This window comes from Clostridium sp. B9, assembly GCF_050509515.1.
Lineage (GTDB): Bacteria > Bacillota > Clostridia > Clostridiales > Clostridiaceae > Sarcina.
Genome location: NZ_JBNWKA010000003.1, coordinates 2,418,773 through 2,437,079, shown reverse-complemented (window position 1 = coordinate 2,437,079; position 18,307 = coordinate 2,418,773). Strand labels below are relative to the sequence as shown.

Genomic DNA, 18,307 nt, shown 5'->3' with positions numbered 1-18,307 from the left:
AGAGTCTAGAAAAGGGAGGAGAAATAACATGGCTCAAGTTACAAAAAATCAAGAGGTAGAGCTTCTAGAAGTTATAGGAGTAGAGGATAAAGTACCTCTAAAAAAAGCAATTCCTTTAAGTATCCAACATTTATTTGCAATGTTTGGATCATCAGTATTAGTACCAATTCTTTTAAACATTGATCCAGCTACGGTTTTATTCTTCAATGGAATAGGAACTTTATTATATGCATTCATAACTAAGAGAAAAATTCCAGCATATTTAGGGTCAAGCTTTGCATTTATATCACCAGTATTATTATTAATGGGACAAGGATACTCTTTCCCGGAAGTACAAAGTGGATTTGTAGTATCAGGATTACTATTTGCAACAATAGCAATAATAGTAGGTTTTGTAGGAACTGGTTGGATTAGAAAATTATTTCCACCAGCATCTATGGGCGCTATAGTAACAATCATAGGATTAGAATTAGCACCAACAGCAGCTGATATGGCAGGATTTCCTGTGGGGTTATCTAATTCACAAACTTTAAACCCAACATGGGTATTAGTTTCAATGATTACATTATTAACTGTTATTTTATCATCAGTATTATTAAGAGGATTCTTAAAAGTAATTCCAATATTAATAGGAATAGTAACAGGATATGTAGTAAGCTGTTTCTTTGGATTGGTTGATTTTACTCCAGTAAGAGAAGCTAGCATTTTTGTAGTACCACAGATACATATAGCAAAACCAAGCTTAAATGCAATACTAACAATTTTACCAGCAACTTTTGTTGTAGTAGCTGAACACGTTGGACACTTGGTAGTAACTAGTAGTATAGTTGGTAAAGATTTATCAAAAGATCCAGGACTTAATAAATCACTTCTAGGAGATGGTTTGTCAACAATGATTTCAGGATTCTTTGGTTCAGTACCAACAACAACTTATGGTGAAAATATAGGAGTTATGGCTTTAACAAAAGTATATAGCTCATATGTAATATGCGGAGCAGGAATACTTTCAGTGGTATTGGGTTTTTCAGGAACTTTATCAGCACTTATAAGAAGTATTCCAACACCAGTAATAGGAGGCGTAAGTTTACTTTTATTTGGTACAATAGCAACATCAGGTCTTAGAACATTTATAGAAGAGAAAGTAGATTATTCTAAGTCTAGAAACTTAATATTAACATCAGTAGTAATGATAGTTGGATTAAGTGATATTGCTGTGAGATTTGGAGCTATAGAGATTAAAGGGATGGGACTAGCTACTATAGTAGCAATGATTTTAAGCATATCATTCATGTTATTTGACAAATTAGGATTAATGAATGAAAAAGAATAATTTGTAGAAAAAAGAAAAAAGCTAGGGTTTATAAACTCTAGCTTTTTTCTTTTTATTTTAATAATATTAAAGGAAGTTTTGTCAAAATATAAAAGTTAGAAAATAATGAATTATCAGAATTTTTTATAAATAGCATAAATATATGCGTATTTAAGAGTAGCAAGAAGGATAGGTGAGTATTTATGGTATTATATTGTTTTTTTGCTTTATTAAGCTATGAATTTATAGAAATAGCAGAAATAGTGCTTAAATAGTGAGTTTGATTAATTATTACAAATAAGTTACAATTAAAAAGGTATTTTACTTAATAAAGTGTAAAATCCCTTCTGACATACAGAAAAAGCGTAAAACTTTCGCATGGAAGCGTATAACTTTTACTTGCCAGAAGGAGGAGATAATATGGTAAATATTAAAAAGTTGTTTTCAAAGGAAAATAGAAATAAAACTTTAGCTATAGGACTAACTGGGTTGGTATTAGCTGGAGGAATAGTAATGTTTTCAATGAGAAAAACTCTTAACGTAGTAGTTAATGGAGAGAAAACGGAGATTGTTACCTACAAAGGAACAGTACAAGGGGCTTTACACGATAATGGAATAACAGTAGCACCTAAAGACAAAGTAATACCTTCATTAGGAAGTAAAATATCAAAAAATGAGACAATCACTATAAATAAGGCTGTCAATTTAAAGGTGAAGACAGCTGATGGAGAAAAAGAGATTGTCAGTGCGGAAGATAATGTAGAGAATATGCTAAAATCAGAAGGAATAGCTTTTGATGATAATGATAAGATATTGCCAGGAAGAGATGAAAAGCTAAAGTCTGGTATGGATGTTGAATTAGTAAAGGTTGATGTTAAGAAGGTAAAAGAAGTACAACCTATAGAATATACTACTGAGGTTAAGAAAGATAACTCTAAGCCACAAACATACACAGAGGTATTAAAATCAGGACAAGACGGTGAGAAAGAAGTAACTCGTGAACTTGTTTATGAAAATGGAAAAGAAGTAAGTAATAATGTTGTACAAGAGTTAGTTGTTAAGGAACCAGTTAATAAAGAAGTTCTTAAAGGAACTCAAGAATACCAAAGCTTAAGCAGAGGTGGGGAAAATATTAACTTTAAGAAGAAATTAACAGTTAAATCAACAGCATATACTCATGAAAAAGGTTCATCACAATCTTATACAGCTTCTGGTATGCATGTTGTAAGAAATCCTAATGGATACAGTACAATAGCTGTTGATCCTAATGTAATACCTTTAGGAACTAAGCTATATGTAGATGGATACGGATATGCAATAGCAGCTGATACAGGTGGTGCTATCAAAGGAAATAAAATAGATCTTTATTTTGATACAGAAGAAGAAGTATCAAACTGGGGATTAAGAAATTTAGATATTTATATATTAAATTAACTACGATAAAAGGACAGGCTCTATGAAGCCTGTCCTTTTATTGTAATAAAATGATTTTAAAAATATATAATTTGCATCATAAAGATTCTATTTTAGAAATAATAATAAATTTTATATTATGTATTTTGGTTGGTTATGAAAAATATTGAGTTAATAATAGAGAAAAGAGAAAAAAATATAGAAAATTGATATAATAAAAAGAATTTTTGATAATTGGGAACTGAAACTCCTCTAAAAAAATATTTATATAGTGAGGAAAAAATTATAAATATTTTTAGGAGGTAATTTTTATGAAAATAGCTATAAGAGGTGGTCATAACTTTCAAGCTAAAGGAGCTATTGGAATAATTGATGAAACAGTTGAAAATAGAAATGTATATAAGGCTGTTATAAAATATTTACAAAATGCTGGTCATACTGTTATAGATGTAACTCCAGGAAATTGTGATGTTAATACTGATTTATATTTAGGTGTACAAAAGGCTGAAGAAAATAATGTTGATTTATTTATTTCAATACATTTCGATAAAGCATATAGCACTTATAATGGAGCATTAGGTACAGGGACATGGATTGTTGGACTAGGGGGGGATGCAGAAAAATATGCAAGAAGAATAGTCGATAAAGTTGCAGAGGGAACAGGACTTAAGAATAGAGGTGTTAAGGTCAATTCTAGTTTATATGAATTAAGAAAGACATCTATGCCAGCTGTCATTGTTGAAGTATGTTTCTGTGAGGCTACTGAGGACGTTAGAATCTATAGAGAAAAAGGGCCAGATTTTATAGGGAAACTAATAGCTGAGGGAATAGCAAATAAAGATATAAGTAATGACAATGGAGAATATATACCACCTACAGAAAAGCCTGAAGTTAGTGGTGAAAAAGATGAGTTTTTAAAAATTACAAATGCTAAAGCATTAGTTGCTTTAGATCCAAGGGATAAACCAAGTAATAATTATAAGGATTTAGGTGAAATTTATGAAGGAGAAAGAATAAAGATTTTACCGGAAATTTGTGATGAAAGAGATTATATTCCAGTAACTTATTGGAAAGATACTGAAAATCTTGAATCTTCTAAGGTTTGGGTAAACTCTAATCAGAAATATTTAAACATTGATACAAATGCTAGAGTTATAAATGTAGTAACTGAATTGGATGCAAGATACACTCCTTCTCCAGATTCTAAAAGAATGGGTTATGCTAATAATAATGAAAGGCTTTATGTTCATAAGATTGAGGGCGGATATGCCTTAGCAACTTATTTTGCGGGGTCAGGATATAAAACTGCTTGGTTTACTGCTAAATATATTAAATTAGATTAATTATTAAAGATTCAGAGAGTAAATCTCTGAATCTTACAATTATTATCTAATATTTATTTTAATTTTCAAAATAAAATATGATAAAATACTATAAATATGATAAAATTACATACAGTAAATAATTAATTAAAGGAGATTATTATACATGTTTAATGTTGCATTATGTGAAGATAATTCCTTACAGAGAAAAGAGTTAAAAGAAAATATAGGGAAAATATTAAGTGAATTAGGATTGGAACACAATATTATTACTTTTGAAACTGGGGAAGATCTACTAAAAGATTATCCAGATAAGTTGGACATGCTATTTTTAGATATACAGATGGGTGAGCTAACTGGAATGGAAACGGCAAGAAAAGTTAGGGAATATGATAATAAAGTTGAAATAATATTTATAACTGCTTTATGGGATTATGTACAAAAAGGCTATGAAGTTAGAGCATTTAGATATTTAATAAAACCTGTGAATTTTGAAGATTTGAGGGAACAAGTTATTGCTTGTACTGATAGTGTTTTAGAGAAGAGAGATACATACATAACAATAAAAGATAAGGGTAATGTTTTGAAATTGAGAACTGAGGACATAGTTTTTCTTGAGACTTTTGATAGAAAAGTCATAATCCATACAGATACAGAAGAACATACAGTGAAGGCAAGTATGAATAAGTTAGAAAAAGAACTTGTGAATTTAGGTTTTTTCAGATGTCATACAAGTTATATAGTAAATTTATCAAAGATTGAAGAGCTACAAAAAGACTCTTTAACTATAGATAAATATACTTTGCCTGTTAGTAAGCATAGAATGAAAAATTTAAAATTAAAATTAACAAGTGTTTTAGGTGATATGATATGCTAGCAAGCAATGTGTTTTGGGATGGCTTAGAGAATATATCACTTTTAATAGAGTGGCTTAGTTTTTATATTATTATAGATGAATTTAGTGAAAAGAAAAATGATAAAGCTACAATTTTAAGCTCGTTCTTACTATTAATAATAGTATCTATTATATTAAAGGGATTAAATGTTACTCCAAATGAAAGAATAGTAATTTGCTTTATAATTGGATTGATTTTTTATAAGTTTAATTTTAAATGCAATAACATAAAATGTATTATGATTTCACTGATGTTTTGGCTTTTCATGCTTACCATAGAAGCATTATCTATAAGTTTTGTAGTTAAGATTAATGGATTAAGTAGTGTATCTGAGCTTTTGAATCAAAATATGTATAGATTAGAAACTATAATTTTGTCTAAAGTTATTTTAATTTCTCTTATTATTGTTGTTAAGTGCTTAAAACTACATATAGATATTGGAAAAGGGGAGTTTATATATATGATTACTCCCGTTGTAACAAATATAATAATGATTCTTGTTATTTTTGGATATGCATTTAGTGATTATAGGGGAGGTATAGAGAATAATGTTTCTATATTTTTCGTTTCAATAATGCTTTTATTATCTAATATGTCGCTTATGTTTATAGTTAGTAAAATAATAAAGAATAATAAGTTGAAACTTGAAAATGAGTTTATAAAAAATAAACTTGAGATGGATTATAAATATTATTCAGATTTACAAGTTAGTCAGGAGAGAGTTAAAAGACTTTATCATGATATGAAAAATCATATTGTATGTATAGAAGAATCAACTAATAGTGAATATGGAGTAAGAAAAGAATATTTAAATAGTATAAATAAAGAGATAGATAAGCTTAATATTGGATTTAATACTGGAAACGAGGTTTTAGATGTAATATTGAATAATAAGAGAGAGCTTAGTATAAAGAATAATATAGATTTTCAAGTTATTATGGATTTTTCAAAAATTGAATTTATAGAATATTTTGATATATGTACAATATTTTCTAATAGTCTTGACAATGCCATAGAGGCCTGTAAGAAAGTTGATAAAGAAAAAAGAAAATTTATTTCTCTTAAGGGTACTTATGTGAAAAATTTTTATATAATAAAATTAGAAAATTCAAGGGTAAATAAAATAAAGTATTTAAATGGAGAGTTTTTAACTGATAAAAGGGATAAATTCTTGCATGGAATTGGTCTTAAGAATATTAGATCAGCTGTAGAAAAATATGATGGAGAAATGATTGTAGAAACAAGTAATGATAAATTCACCTTAAAGATATTAATACCTATAAAGTAAAGTTAGGTTAAAAGACAAAGAAGCTTAGAAATAGAATATTTCTAAGCTTCTTTTTATTTATATATTTATGTTTGACTATAGCTTAATTATATTATATTTTTATTAAATTTAGAAGGGGATATTCTACAAAATATAATAATAACTTTTTAAAATTTAAATTGTATTATATAATAATTATTAAATATTAATGAAAAGTATATATTGTGTACAAAAATTATATAAATTTAAAAATGTGTACAATTATTATGCTTTATTGAATAAATTTAGAAGTGAGGGATAAAAGTTGAAAAAGATTTTAACTATATTAAGTTTAGTTACAGTAATAAGTTTAGTAGGATGTTCTGCCAGTGGAGCTTCAAGTAAGGAAAATTTAGCAGGTGAAACCGTTAAAGGAGAAATGAATGTTACATATTTAAATGTTGGACAAGGAGATAGTGAGTTAATACAAGTCAATGGTAAAAATATGCTTATAGATGCAGGAACTAATGCAGGAGCAGATGAACTAGTTAAAGACTTAAAAGATAGAGGAATAAAAACTATTGATATAGCCATTGCTACACATCCTCATGAGGATCATATTGGTGGTATGGATGAGGTATTAGAAAATTTTGATGTTAAATCTTTTTATGCACCAAAGGTTGCTCATACTACAAAAACATATGAAAACATGCTTAAAGCTGTTAAAAATGAAGGATTAAAGCTTAAGCAAATAAAAGAAGGAACTGATATTGATTTAGGGGTAAATACTGATGTTGAGGTATATACACCAACTAAAACAAGTTATGATGATTTAAATAATTATTCACCTATAATGAAAATTACTTATGGAGAGAATGCCTTCATGTTTACAGGAGATGCTGAAGAAATTTCTGAAAAGGAAGCCTTAAAAGAGCACAAGGATTTAAAGGCTGATGTTTTAAAGTTAGGACATCATGGTTCTCATTCATCAACAAGTGAACCATTCTTAAAAGCTGTCGATCCAAGCATTGCAATAGTTTCATGTGGGAAAAATAATAAATATGGACATCCACATAAGGAAACTATGGATAAGCTTAAGCAAGCTAATGTTAAAGTTTATGAGACATTCAGAGATGGAGATATAACAATAACATCTAATGGGCAAAAATTAAATGTTAAATTACATACTGAAAAATAGAATTAAAAACTAAATTGGGTGTGTTGATTTTTTGAAATATATATTATATAATTACCTAGAAAATAAGATATAGACAGTTCGGAAGCCTCCTGTCTTTAAATAAAACTACGGTGTTTTAAGTGTAATTATATAAGTATTTATATAATTTTAGTTTGTATGCTTTAAACCGTAGAATTTTCTACGGTTTTATTTATTTTTAGCATATTTATTAATATAGCTTCTTTAAATAGAAGGTTAATTTGATTATGATATTTTGTCAGATTTATTTTAATTTTCAAAAGATTAGCTATGTATTTATCTTCTTAAAGCATCATAGTTAGGAGTATTCCATAGGAACTGATTTTTAGGAGGATATTATGACAGATAAAAAGATTAAGAATTTAGTGATATCAGCATTAATAGCCGCTTTATACGCTGCATTAACATTAGGTCTAGCACCTATAAGTTATTCTGGAGTTCAATTTAGAGTAGCAGAAATAATGGTGTTATTAGCTTTTTATAAATCAGAATACATAGTTGGATTAACATTAGGCTGTTTTATTGCTAATATACTAGGACCTAATGGAACAATAGATGTTGTTTTAGGAACATTTGCAACATTTATAAGTGTATGGGCAATATATTTAACAGGAAAGTATGTAAAAGGTAATAAAGCTTTATGGATAGCTTCAATATGGCCTACAATATTTAATGGACTTATAATTGGATGGATGCTTAATTTTTTATATGGATTGCCTCTAGTTTTAACTATGGGACAAGTTGCGCTAGGAGAGTTTGTAGTTATAACTATAGTTGGGGTTCCTTTATTTAAATTTATAGGTAAAAAGTATGAAGATAAATTAAGTTTAATACTTAGATAATAAGTAAATAGGAATTGAGTTATTTTAGAAAGAATTTAAATATGTGAATTAAAAAAGAAGACCTTAGTTTAGAATTTTAAACTAAAGTCTTCTTTTTATTAACTTTTATTATAAGTTGTTTTATAATAGAGATTAAAAATATAAAGCTTTTTAGCAAAATGCAGACTTAAACATAATATTTAATCTTTTAATTTTTTAATGAGTGAAGTGGTGCGGGGATTCTTCCACCACGCTCTACAAAAAGATCACAGTTTCCAAGAGAAGTTGACATTATAGGAGCTGATCCAAGAAGTCCACCAAACTCAACCATATCACCAACATCTTTACCAGGAACAGGTATTATTCTAACAGCTGTAGTCTTATTGTTTATCATTCCTATAGCAGCTTCATCAGCTATTATTCCAGAAATGGTAGAAGCTGATGTTTTACCAGGAATAGCTATCATATCTAATCCTACTGAACAAACACATGTCATAGCTTCTAATTTTTCAAGAGTTAGGAATCCATTTTTTGCTTGTTCTATCATACACTCATCTTCAGATACTGGTATAAAAGCTCCGCTAAGTCCTCCTACATAGGAAGAAGCCATTAATCCACCTTTTTTTACTGCATCGTTTAATAGGGCTAAGGCAGCTGTAGTTCCATGAGTTCCACAGTTTGAAAGACCTATTTCTTCTAAAACTCTTCCTACTGAATCACCTACAGCTGGAGTAGGAGCAAGTGAAAGGTCTACTATTCCAAATGGTATATCTAATATCTTTGAAGCTTCTTTGGCAACTAGTTGACCCATTCTAGTTACTTTGAATGAGGTTTTCTTTATAGTTTCGGCAACTTCTTCAAAGCTTTTTCCTTTAACTTCTTCTAAAGCTTTTTTTACAACTCCAGGTCCGCTAACACCTACATTTATGACTTTTTCAGCTTCTCCAACCCCATGAAAAGCGCCAGCCATAAATGGATTATCTTCTACAGCATTACAAAATACTACGAGCTTAGCACAACCAAAGCCATCAGGAGTTATGTTAGCTATATCTTTAATTCTTTCTCCCATAAGCTTTACAGCATCCATATTGATTCCATATCTTGTTGAGCCAACATTAACAGAAGAACAAACAATATCAGTAGAAGCCAATGCTTCTGGAAGAGAGTTTATAAGTTTTAAATCACTATCTGTAAATCCTTTATGTACTAGAGCAGAGAAACCACCTATGAAGTTAACCCCAACTTCCTTTGCAGCTCTATCCATGGCTTTGGCAATTTTTACATATGAATCACACTTAGCAGAAGCACCAACTATAGATATCGGGGTAACAGAAATTCTCTTGTTTATTATTGGTATACCAAATCTTTTTTCAATGCTTTCACCAGTTTTAACTAAATTTTCAGCGGTTTTAGTAATTTTATCATATATATTATTACTAAGTATTTTTATGTCAGATGAAGAGCAATCCATTAGAGAAAGTCCTAAAGTTATGGTTCTAACATCTAAGTTTTGTTCTTTTATCATGCTGACAGTTTCTAAAATTTCATTATCTCTTAACATACCCATATCTCCTAAATTTAAATTCTATGCATTGATTTAAAAACATCTTCATGTTGAACAGAAACATCTAAAGAATTAGCTTCAGAAAATTTCTTAAAAACCTCTTTTAAAGATGCAATATCTTTTTTTGAATTTGACACATCAGTTAGCATAATCATTGTGAAATAACCATCCATGATTGTTTGACTTATATCAAGTATATTTACATTATTATCTTGTAAAATACCAGAAACACCATGAATTATTCCAACTTTATCTTTTCCGACTACAGTTATAACAGCTTTCATAATAAAAACCTCCATAAATTAAAATTTTAGAATATATTTTATACTTATTATAATCTATTACGAGTTAAAATTTAACAAAAATGTTTTTATTTATTGATAAAAATAGATTTTTATAAGATTGAAATTATTTATTAAAGACAAAAAGAAATAAAATTGTTATAATAACAAAAGAGTTTTAATTGTGAGGTGATTTAAATGAGTGGTGTAGCAGGAGAAGGATGCGAGATTTTAGTACCATTTAATGAGAGAAGACCTTTAGCTGAAATTGAGAGAAGTTTAGTTAAGACATATAGAAAAAAGGTATGGTCAAAATTTATAAAAGCTATAAAGGATTATAAATTAGTTGAAGAAGGAGATAAGATAGCAATAGCTATTTCTGGAGGAAAAGATTCATTAATAATGGCGAAGCTTTTCCAAGAACTTAAAAAGCATGGTCAAATAAATTTTGAACTTGTTTTTTTAGCAATGGATCCAGGATATCATCCTCAAATAAGAGAGTTACTTGAGGACAATTGTAAGTATCTAGACATACCAGTACATATATATGATTCAGGAATATTCCAGGTTGTAGATAAGATAGCTAAGGATTACCCATGCTATATGTGCGCCAGAATGAGAAGAGGATCATTATACGGAAAAGCTAAAGAACTTGGATGTAATAAACTTGCTTTAGGACATCATTTTAATGATGTTATTGAAACAACAATGCTTAATGTTTTATATGCAGGTAACTTTAAAACAATGCTTCCTAAACTTAAAGCAGCAAATTTTGAAGGTATAGAGCTTATAAGACCTCTATATTACATTGAAGAAAAATACATAAAGAGATGGATACAAAGAGCAGGTATTTGGCCTCTAAACTGCGCTTGTATGGTCGCTGCAAAGAAAATAGGTAATAAGCGTTTTGAGATTAAAGATATGATAGAAGAATTTAAAGAGAAATTCGACGGTGTTGATAAATCAATATTTAGAGCTGCGCAAAATGTAAGTGTAGATTCTATATTAGGATGGGATATTGACGAAAAGCACTATTCATATTTAGATTTTTATGATGAAGATTCATTATTAAAATCAACTGCAGATTTAAAGCAAGAAGGCTTAGTTAATGAAGCTGTAGCTTATGAAAGACAAAATATAGCTAGAAATCTTATAGGTCTTCTAGATGATGAAGTAATAGCTGAAAAAACAGGCCTTTCATTAAAAGAGATAAAGGCTATGCAAATAGAAAATTAGATTATAAAGAGAGTTGTATTTAATTAGAATCTAGAACTTATAAAGAAAATCAAAAGTTTTAAAAGTTGTATTTCTAAAAATGCAACTTTTTTTATGTTTTTATATAAATTTAAATACTAACACAAAATTTTTATTAATAAAATATATGATATAATATTTTATACAAAAGTTAATAATAATATTAAAGAAAGAATGGTGGATATTATGACCATGCAAGATATTTTAGGTTATATACATACATATGGTTTTATAGTATTGTTTTTAGTTGTTGTAGGGGAATATTGTATACCTGCAATTCCAACAGGAATAGTTATGCCAGCTGCCGGAATTGTAGCTGGACAAGCGCATGATGGACTTTTTGAGGTCATGTTAATATCACTTGTTGCTGGTATAGTAGGAAGTGTAATATTGTATTCAGTAGGATATTTTGTTGGCACTAAAGTTTTAGATAAACTTAAGATTAAACATCCAAAACTGGAGGAAGCTATGGAAAAAACCCAAAAAATATTACAGGATCATAGTTTAATAGGAATATTTGTATGTAGAATGATTCCTGTTGTAAGAACTTATGTGTCATTACTTTGTGGAAGTGTAAAAGTTAATTTTATGAAGTTTATGATTTTCTCTATACCAGGAATTTTTTGTTGGAATTTTACTGGTATTGTAGTAGGATACTTTTTTGGCGGAAATTTAAAACTTTAAAATTAAATTATAATGTTACAACAATAAGAAATCTATAATATGGCTAGCTTGAGAGGAGAATAAGAGTTTTTTTATGAGTATTGATGCTGTTTTAAATTATTTTGCAACATATGGATTAACCTTGTTATTTATAATAGTATTTTTAGAATATTTAAATTTACCAGGATTACCAGCTGGAATCATAATGCCAGCTGCAGGACTATTAGCATCTAAAAATAATGAAAGTTTAATATTAATAGTATTTATTTCTGTAGTAGCTGGAGTTTTAGGTAGTATAGTTTTATACTTTATAGGATATTATGGAGGAGCATTAGTTTTAGATAAGTTAGAAAGTAAATTTCCTAAGACAAGTACAACAGTAGACAAGACTAGAGAAATATTAAATGAAAGAGGAGTATTTGGTGTTTTCTTATGTAGATTATTACCTGTTTTAAGAACCATTGTTTCAATAATAGCAGGAGCTGTAAGAATGAATTTCTTTAAGTTTATAATATATTCTACTCCGGGTATATTTTTATGGAATTTATGTTTTATTTTTTCTGGATATTTCTTTGGCGATATATTATTTAAATAGAAAAAAAGCTGTATAAAAGGAATTTTGCAAGTTCTTTTTATACAGCTTTTTCTTTATTCAAAGAATTGAGCAAGTGTTGAATTAGGGTTATGTTTTTTTATGTTTCTAGCTAGATTAGAACAAATTTCATAAGTTAATAAGGGCTTTTCTAAAGTTCCAAATAAAAGTAGCCATTCCATGTATTTTACTGAGTTATCAATGTCAAAAGCTTTTTTTGCATGAAAAAATGATATTTCTTCGTAGTTAAGTGGTGTCATTACTATAAATAAATAGTATGAAATAAGATAATTACAATAAGCAAATTCTTTACTCTTAGATGAATCGAGAGAAATAAGTTTATTGTAAAGATAAAAATAAAAATTATTTTGAGTATAGAAATCCTCTGTTTTTAAAAGTATTAAATGTTCTTCATTTATATCAAATATTTTTGCCTTTTTTAAATCAATTCCTAATAAATCATTAAGTGTTTCCATAATTAAAACTCCTTAGCCATATATTTATAATTTAAGACTACTACATAAATAAACTTGTGTAAACAATTAATAAAAGGTGTTGTTAAAAATAATTTAATGTAATATATTGGAATAAAAACTAGGAGGTATTTTAAGGGGGATATATGTTTATAATTTATTTTGGAGTAGCACTATTATCAACCATAGCAGGTTCTATGGCTGGATTGGGTGGAGGAGTTATTATAAAACCAGTTTTAGATTTCCTAGGTGATTACAATATATCAACTATAGGATTATTATCATCTTTTACTGTTTTTTCAATGGCATTTGTATCAATAATTAAGCAAATAATGTATAAGAGTAAAATTGATATAAAGAATACAGGAGCCTTAGCAATTGGTTCGGTTTTAGGGGGACTAATAGGGCAATATTGGTTAACGGTAGTTTTGAATAATGTTTCCTCTAATATAGTTTCTGTTGTACAAAGTTCAATATTAGCTTTGCTTTTAACTTTTGTATACATATATATGAACAATAAAGGGAGATTTAAGAGTTATAATGTTGATAATTTTCTATTTAGCATAATACTTGGACTTATACTTGGATTTATTGCGGCTTTTTTAGGGATAGGTGGAGGACCTATTAATGTTGCTTTTCTAACAATCTTCTTTTCTATGGAAGCAAAAAATGCTGCTAGAGATTCTGTCATAATAATTTTATTTTCACAAGGATCAAAAATTCTATCTGTTGCTTTAGGAAGTGGTTTTGCTTCATATGATTTGTCGATGTTAGGGTATATGGTTATTGGTGGTATTTTAGGAGGATTAATAGGCTCTAAGTTTAATAGGAAATTTAGCAATGAAGTTATAATAAAGGTCTTTAATACAGTAGTTGCTATGATTATAGCACTAAATATATATAATATAATTACAGTACTATAAACCATTTATAAAATTATAGATAAGTTTTTTATCTTTTGACACACATATGAAATATATATTGTCAAAATATGATATAATATGAACAAAAGAAGATATTCTCTGACGAAGTGAAGGTGATGTAAAGTATGGGAAGAATGAACATAAGTTATGGAGCGAAAGATATATTATATAAATTAATGGGGCAATTATATAAAGGGAGACCATTAGAAGTTTTAGGTGTTAATGATATGCCTAAAATAATGGACAGGCTACCAAGAAACTTCTTTGAAAGTGATGTGATAAATGGTGGACCTAATGAAATATTTATATTAGAAGATGGATCCATACTATTATTTGGATATGAAGATAATAAAAATATAGATGAAAATATGTTTATTTACTTAGAAGTAGCCGTTAAAGTTATAAAAAGATATTATAAACATAGAGGAAGTTTTCCGAAGGTTAGAATGGCGATAGTCTACAATTCTATAGTTAAAGAAGCAAGGAATACTTTAAGCTTTGGAGATATACTTATTTGTTCAGAAAGTATATTCATGTCAGAATTAAACGCAGAAAAAGTTCTTAGAGATCTTAAGGCTAAGGTTCTTGAAGGAGATTTAAGCCAAGCAGATAAAATAAAGTTTACTATGCTTCCAATTATGAAAAAGGAAGATGAAAACTTAAATATGATAAGAGAAAGTGTACAACTTGCGAAATCAATAAAAGTAGAAAGAGATGAAGCTATAGTTCTAAATGGTATTATAGAGGCTACTGATAAGTTTATTGATGAAGAACAAGCAAAAGAACTTAAGGAGTTGTTAGAGATGACAAAAATAGATAGATTATATAAAGAAGAAAGAGAATTAGCTGTAAAGCATGCTAAGAAAGAAGAGCAGTTGAGAATTGCTAAAAATCTTGTTGGTATATTATCAGCAGAGTTAATATCTGAAAAGTTAGGAATTACTATTGAAGAGATATATGAACTTCAAAATGCAGAGGGCTAATATATTCTATATAAAGCTTATAGCTTAATCTTATAAATTTAAGAGTAAGCTATAAGCTTTAATTTTTATACGTTTTAATAAATATTGCTTTAAAATATAGCCTTGTTTAAAATAGAGAAATTTAAAAAAATAATAAACAAATTCCTTGAATTTATATTAGAATAATAGTAAATAATTTTAGTATAAGAAGTATTGGAGGTATTTATTATGAGTAAATTTGACAATAGTATGTTTAAAACTTGGCAGCATATGTTAAATGTTGAAGGCGACAATAATTCAACCAAAAGGGATAATGAAAGTTTAATTAGAGAAGATGAAAGAAAAATAATAGCTAAGAAACTTTTAGAATTAGGTGTTGAAAGTGAGATTATATTTAGTGCTACAGGTGTAAGTGTTTATGAATAAAGTGTTCATAAATAAGAAATATATGCTATAATAAGAAAATATATAACATTATAAATAGTGGAGAGGAGTAGCAAAAAATGGAACTTTCAATATATGTTAAAGGAAAAAGAGATCCTTTTGTTTATAGTGGAGATAGAATAGATGTATTGGATTTTGAAATGAATGGAGTAAAATACAAGCAAATAAGATACTTTAGAAAAGGTTTTTCAAAATCAGAGCTTGTACAAGCTGATTTAATAAAAAGAATTCAAGAGAAAAAATAGATTTTCTTATATGAATAAAATAGTTATTTCCTCATAAAATAAAATTGACTTAAATGAGGAGGTGAATTTTATGGCTAAGCAAAATCAACAATCATCTTGGAATTCTAAGAGATTCAAAACTCCTAAGAAAAATATTGAGCCACCAGTACCTGAAATTCAAGGTAAAGAAAAGAATAAATAGATATTGAAAAAGGGGTAAATAAGTGGCAAAATAAAACATGGAAAATTTATTACATGGAGGTATAGGGTTGAGAAAGTTAAATAAATTTATAGCACTGCTATCAATGGTTATCTTTTCAACATTCTTTTTCATGGGATGTAAATCTTCTAAAACAGAAGAATCTACACCTACAGAAAAAACTACTGTTAATATAGTTGTACCAGATGGGTTACCGGCTATAAGTATTGTAAAAATGATTAAAGAAAAACCAGAGATAAGCAAAAATTTAGAAATAAATTATTCAATAATAAAGGGTTCAGATGCATTAGTTTCTAAGGTGTTAAAAGGGGATGGAGATATTTTTATCGTACCATCCAATGTAGCAGCGATTGCTTATAATAAAGATGTAGGATACAAGCTTGCAGGAACTGTAGGTTTTGGTTCTCTTTATGTGATATCAAGTGATGATGCTGTTAATACTTTAGAGGATTTGAAAGGGAAGGATGTATATAATGTAGGTCAAGGGTTAACTCCAGATTTAATATTTAAAATTCTTCTTGAAAATGCAGGTATAAATCCAGAAAAAGATTTAACTTTAAGTTATGTTAATGCAGCCTCAGAATTAGCACCTTTATTCATAGAAGGAAAAGCTAAGTATGCAGTTGTACCAGAGCCAATGTTAACTCAGATAATGAGCAAAAAGCCAGATACTAAAATAGTAGCGTCTTTAAATGATTTGTGGAAAGGCATTAATGATACTAATATGGGATATCCACAGTCAAGCGTTATAGTTAAGGATGAATTAGTAAACAATAATTTCGATGATGTTAAAAAAATATTAAATGAAATTAATATAAGTACTAAATGGGCTAATGACAATAAAGAAGAGGCAGGAGCTTATGCTGAAGAAGTTGGCATAACAGGTAAAAAAGATATAATAGAAAAATCGCTAGAAAGAGCTAACTTAGGTTATGTTAGTGCACTTGATAGTGAAAGTATTTACATTGGATACTACAACAAGATTTACAGTTTAGAGCCTAAGGCTATAGGAGGCAAGAAGGTTAATGAAGAGATTTTCTTACAAGAATAAGAAACTAATTTTATTATCTTCAATAATGCTTTTTATTATATGGCAAATAGCTAGTATGATTATAGGGAGCGAGGTAATTTTACCTTCTCCCTATTTAACTTTTAAAGGGTTAGTGGAAATAATAAAATCAGAGAATTTCTTTAAAATAGTTGGATATACTTTAGGAAGGACTGGAGTTAGTTTCTTTTTAGCTCTAATTTTAGCGTTTATATTAGGTGTTGCCAGCACTTTAAACAAATATATTTATAATTTTATGATTCCTATATTAAATATAATGAGATCTTTGCCTACTATTGGCTTTATAATACTAGCCTTAATATGGTTAAGTCAGGGAAGTGCGCCTATATTAGTTGGATTTGTTATGAGCTTTCCTATATTTTATGATGCAATAATAGGTGCAATTTTAAATATAGATAGTAAGGTTTTGGAAATGGCGAAGATATATAGAATAGGAACTTGGGATTTAGTAAAGGATATATATTTTCCAAGTATAAATTTTGCTATATGCAGGATTTTATCATCTACATTTTCTCTTACAATGAAATTAGTTGTAGGAGGGGAAGTGATAGGACAACCTAACTTTGGTATAGGTACAGCATTGTTTGTTGAAAAGAATTATCTTAATACAAATTTAGTTTTTTCATGGATAATCATAGTAATTATAATAGGAATAATTTTTTCTTTAATACAAAAAACTATTAATAATAGGATATTTAAGTGGATGAGGTAATATGGGAATAAAGTTAGAAAAAATAGAAAAAAGTTTTAGGGGAAATAGATTATACAAAGACTTCTCCATTGAGTTTGAAGATGGAAAAATAAATTGTATATTAGGAGAATCTGGCTGTGGAAAAACTACATTATTAAATATAATAAGTGGACTTGAAGACTTTGATTATGGAAAGGTATTTGGCATAGAATCAAGAATATCATATGTATTTCAAGAGGATAGACTTATTGAATGGAAGAATGTTTATGAAAATATGGAGATACCTTTAAGAAAAATATACAATAAAGAGATTAGGGATAAGAAAATAAAGAAGATACTTGAAAGAATGGGACTTATTAAAAATATAAAGAGCTTTCCAAAAGAATTAAGTGGAGGAATGAGACAAAGGGTTAATATAGCAAGAGCATTGCTTTATGAAGATAGATTGCTTTTAATGGATGAACCTTTTAAATCTTTAGATGAAAAGAGTAAGGAATCAGTCATAGAAGTATTTAAGGAAGTTCAAGTAAAGAAGAAAGCAACTACAATTATTGTTACTCATGACATAAAAGAGGCTATAAGTTTAGGGGATAATCTATTTATTTTAGGAGATAGACCAGTTAATGTGTTAGAGAGTTTTAAGGATATAAAGAAGTTAGATGAAAAAAGCATAGGAGAAAAAATATTATGTATTTTGAAGAATAAAGATTAAAGGAGAGGGTAC

Annotated in this window: 19 protein-coding genes and 1 pseudogene; 17 read left to right on the top strand and 3 right to left on the bottom strand. The window is 28.3% G+C overall.

Annotated elements, in window-relative coordinates:
- Nucleotides 1–28 precede the first annotated feature (28 nt).
- The 7 genes from uraA to ACQZHJ_RS10855 all read left to right on the top strand — a co-directional run bounded on the left by uraA (nt 29) and on the right by ACQZHJ_RS10855 (nt 8,244).
- On the top strand, nt 29–1,330 hold the full coding sequence (uraA, locus tag ACQZHJ_RS10885) for a uracil permease (protein ID WP_430485577.1): 1,302 nt from the start codon (nt 29–31) through the stop codon (nt 1,328–1,330).
- A gap of 399 nt (nt 1,331–1,729) precedes the next feature.
- Nucleotides 1,730–2,743 (top strand): 3D domain-containing protein, encoded by a 1,014-nt coding sequence (locus tag ACQZHJ_RS10880; RefSeq protein WP_430485576.1) that lies wholly within the window; start codon nt 1,730–1,732, stop codon nt 2,741–2,743.
- A gap of 290 nt (nt 2,744–3,033) precedes the next feature.
- Nucleotides 3,034–4,065 (top strand): N-acetylmuramoyl-L-alanine amidase, encoded by a 1,032-nt coding sequence (locus ACQZHJ_RS10875; protein WP_430485575.1) that lies wholly within the window; start codon nt 3,034–3,036, stop codon nt 4,063–4,065.
- A gap of 145 nt (nt 4,066–4,210) precedes the next feature.
- On the top strand, nt 4,211–4,921 hold the full coding sequence (locus tag ACQZHJ_RS10870; RefSeq protein WP_430485574.1) for a LytR/AlgR family response regulator transcription factor: 711 nt from the start codon (nt 4,211–4,213) through the stop codon (nt 4,919–4,921).
- Nucleotides 4,915–6,228 carry a GHKL domain-containing protein gene (locus ACQZHJ_RS10865; RefSeq protein ID WP_430485573.1) on the top strand — a complete coding sequence of 438 codons (1,314 nt, stop codon included), beginning with the start codon at nt 4,915–4,917 and terminating at the stop codon, nt 6,226–6,228. Before ACQZHJ_RS10870 ends, ACQZHJ_RS10865 begins: the two co-directional genes overlap by 7 nt.
- 283 nt (nt 6,229–6,511) lie before the next feature.
- Complete coding sequence (locus tag ACQZHJ_RS10860; RefSeq protein WP_430485572.1) at nt 6,512–7,384, top strand: ComEC/Rec2 family competence protein; 873 nt, start codon at nt 6,512–6,514, stop codon at nt 7,382–7,384.
- Nucleotides 7,385–7,740: 356 nt separating this feature from the next.
- Nucleotides 7,741–8,244: a QueT transporter family protein gene (locus tag ACQZHJ_RS10855; protein WP_430485571.1), complete on the top strand. Its 504-nt coding sequence runs from the start codon at nt 7,741–7,743 to the stop codon at nt 8,242–8,244.
- Between the two features lie 187 nt (nt 8,245–8,431).
- On the opposite strand, the gene ACQZHJ_RS10850 is transcribed toward ACQZHJ_RS10855, so the two are convergent.
- Together ACQZHJ_RS10850 and ACQZHJ_RS10845 are read right to left on the bottom strand one after the other, a co-directional pair.
- Complete coding sequence (locus ACQZHJ_RS10850; protein WP_430485570.1) at nt 8,432–9,784, bottom strand: PFL family protein; 1,353 nt, start codon at nt 9,782–9,784, stop codon at nt 8,432–8,434.
- Between the two features lie 17 nt (nt 9,785–9,801).
- The gene (locus ACQZHJ_RS10845; protein ID WP_430485569.1) at nt 9,802–10,071 is read right to left on the bottom strand and encodes an ACT domain-containing protein; all 270 of its coding nucleotides are present in this window, start codon (nt 10,069–10,071) and stop codon (nt 9,802–9,804) included.
- A gap of 195 nt (nt 10,072–10,266) precedes the next feature.
- Here ACQZHJ_RS10845 and ACQZHJ_RS10840 point away from each other — a divergent pair.
- The 3 genes and pseudogenes from ACQZHJ_RS10840 to ACQZHJ_RS10830 all read left to right on the top strand — a co-directional run.
- Nucleotides 10,267–11,130: pseudogene (locus tag ACQZHJ_RS10840) on the top strand (tRNA 2-thiocytidine biosynthesis TtcA family protein); the annotation flags it as partial.
- A 378-nt stretch (nt 11,131–11,508) separates the two neighbouring features.
- Nucleotides 11,509–12,006, top strand: coding sequence for a DedA family protein (locus ACQZHJ_RS10835; protein ID WP_430485568.1), 498 nt, complete (start codon nt 11,509–11,511; stop codon nt 12,004–12,006).
- Between the two features lie 73 nt (nt 12,007–12,079).
- Nucleotides 12,080–12,580, top strand: a complete 501-nt coding sequence (locus ACQZHJ_RS10830; protein ID WP_430485567.1) for a DedA family protein — start codon at nt 12,080–12,082, stop codon at nt 12,578–12,580.
- Between the two features lie 53 nt (nt 12,581–12,633).
- Here the strand turns inward: ACQZHJ_RS10830 and ACQZHJ_RS10825 are convergent, their stop codons facing one another.
- On the bottom strand, nt 12,634–13,053 hold the full coding sequence (locus ACQZHJ_RS10825; protein ID WP_430485566.1) for a hypothetical protein: 420 nt from the start codon (nt 13,051–13,053) through the stop codon (nt 12,634–12,636).
- Between the two features lie 143 nt (nt 13,054–13,196).
- Here ACQZHJ_RS10825 and ACQZHJ_RS10820 point away from each other — a divergent pair, with 143 nt between their 5' ends.
- The 7 genes from ACQZHJ_RS10820 (at nt 13,197) to ACQZHJ_RS10790 (ending at nt 18,295) form a co-directional block, all read left to right on the top strand.
- On the top strand, nt 13,197–13,973 hold the full coding sequence (locus ACQZHJ_RS10820; RefSeq protein ID WP_430485565.1) for a sulfite exporter TauE/SafE family protein: 777 nt from the start codon (nt 13,197–13,199) through the stop codon (nt 13,971–13,973).
- A 125-nt stretch (nt 13,974–14,098) separates the two neighbouring features.
- Nucleotides 14,099–14,956 carry a hypothetical protein gene (locus ACQZHJ_RS10815; protein WP_430485564.1) on the top strand — a complete coding sequence of 286 codons (858 nt, stop codon included), beginning with the start codon at nt 14,099–14,101 and terminating at the stop codon, nt 14,954–14,956.
- Nucleotides 14,957–15,163: 207 nt separating this feature from the next.
- Complete coding sequence (locus tag ACQZHJ_RS10810; RefSeq protein WP_430485563.1) at nt 15,164–15,361, top strand: hypothetical protein; 198 nt, start codon at nt 15,164–15,166, stop codon at nt 15,359–15,361.
- Nucleotides 15,362–15,438: 77 nt separating this feature from the next.
- A complete protein-coding gene (locus tag ACQZHJ_RS10805) occupies nt 15,439–15,624 on the top strand; it encodes a hypothetical protein (RefSeq protein WP_430485562.1) in 186 nt (61 codons plus the stop codon).
- Between the two features lie 248 nt (nt 15,625–15,872).
- Nucleotides 15,873–16,874 carry an ABC transporter substrate-binding protein gene (locus ACQZHJ_RS10800; protein ID WP_430485561.1) on the top strand — a complete coding sequence of 334 codons (1,002 nt, stop codon included), beginning with the start codon at nt 15,873–15,875 and terminating at the stop codon, nt 16,872–16,874.
- Nucleotides 16,849–17,604: an ABC transporter permease gene (locus tag ACQZHJ_RS10795; protein ID WP_430485560.1), complete on the top strand. Its 756-nt coding sequence runs from the start codon at nt 16,849–16,851 to the stop codon at nt 17,602–17,604. Before ACQZHJ_RS10800 ends, ACQZHJ_RS10795 begins: the two co-directional genes overlap by 26 nt.
- 1 nt (nt 17,605) lies before the next feature.
- A complete protein-coding gene (locus tag ACQZHJ_RS10790) occupies nt 17,606–18,295 on the top strand; it encodes an ABC transporter ATP-binding protein (protein WP_430485559.1) in 690 nt (229 codons plus the stop codon).
- The last annotated feature ends 12 nt before the right edge of the window (nt 18,296–18,307 follow it).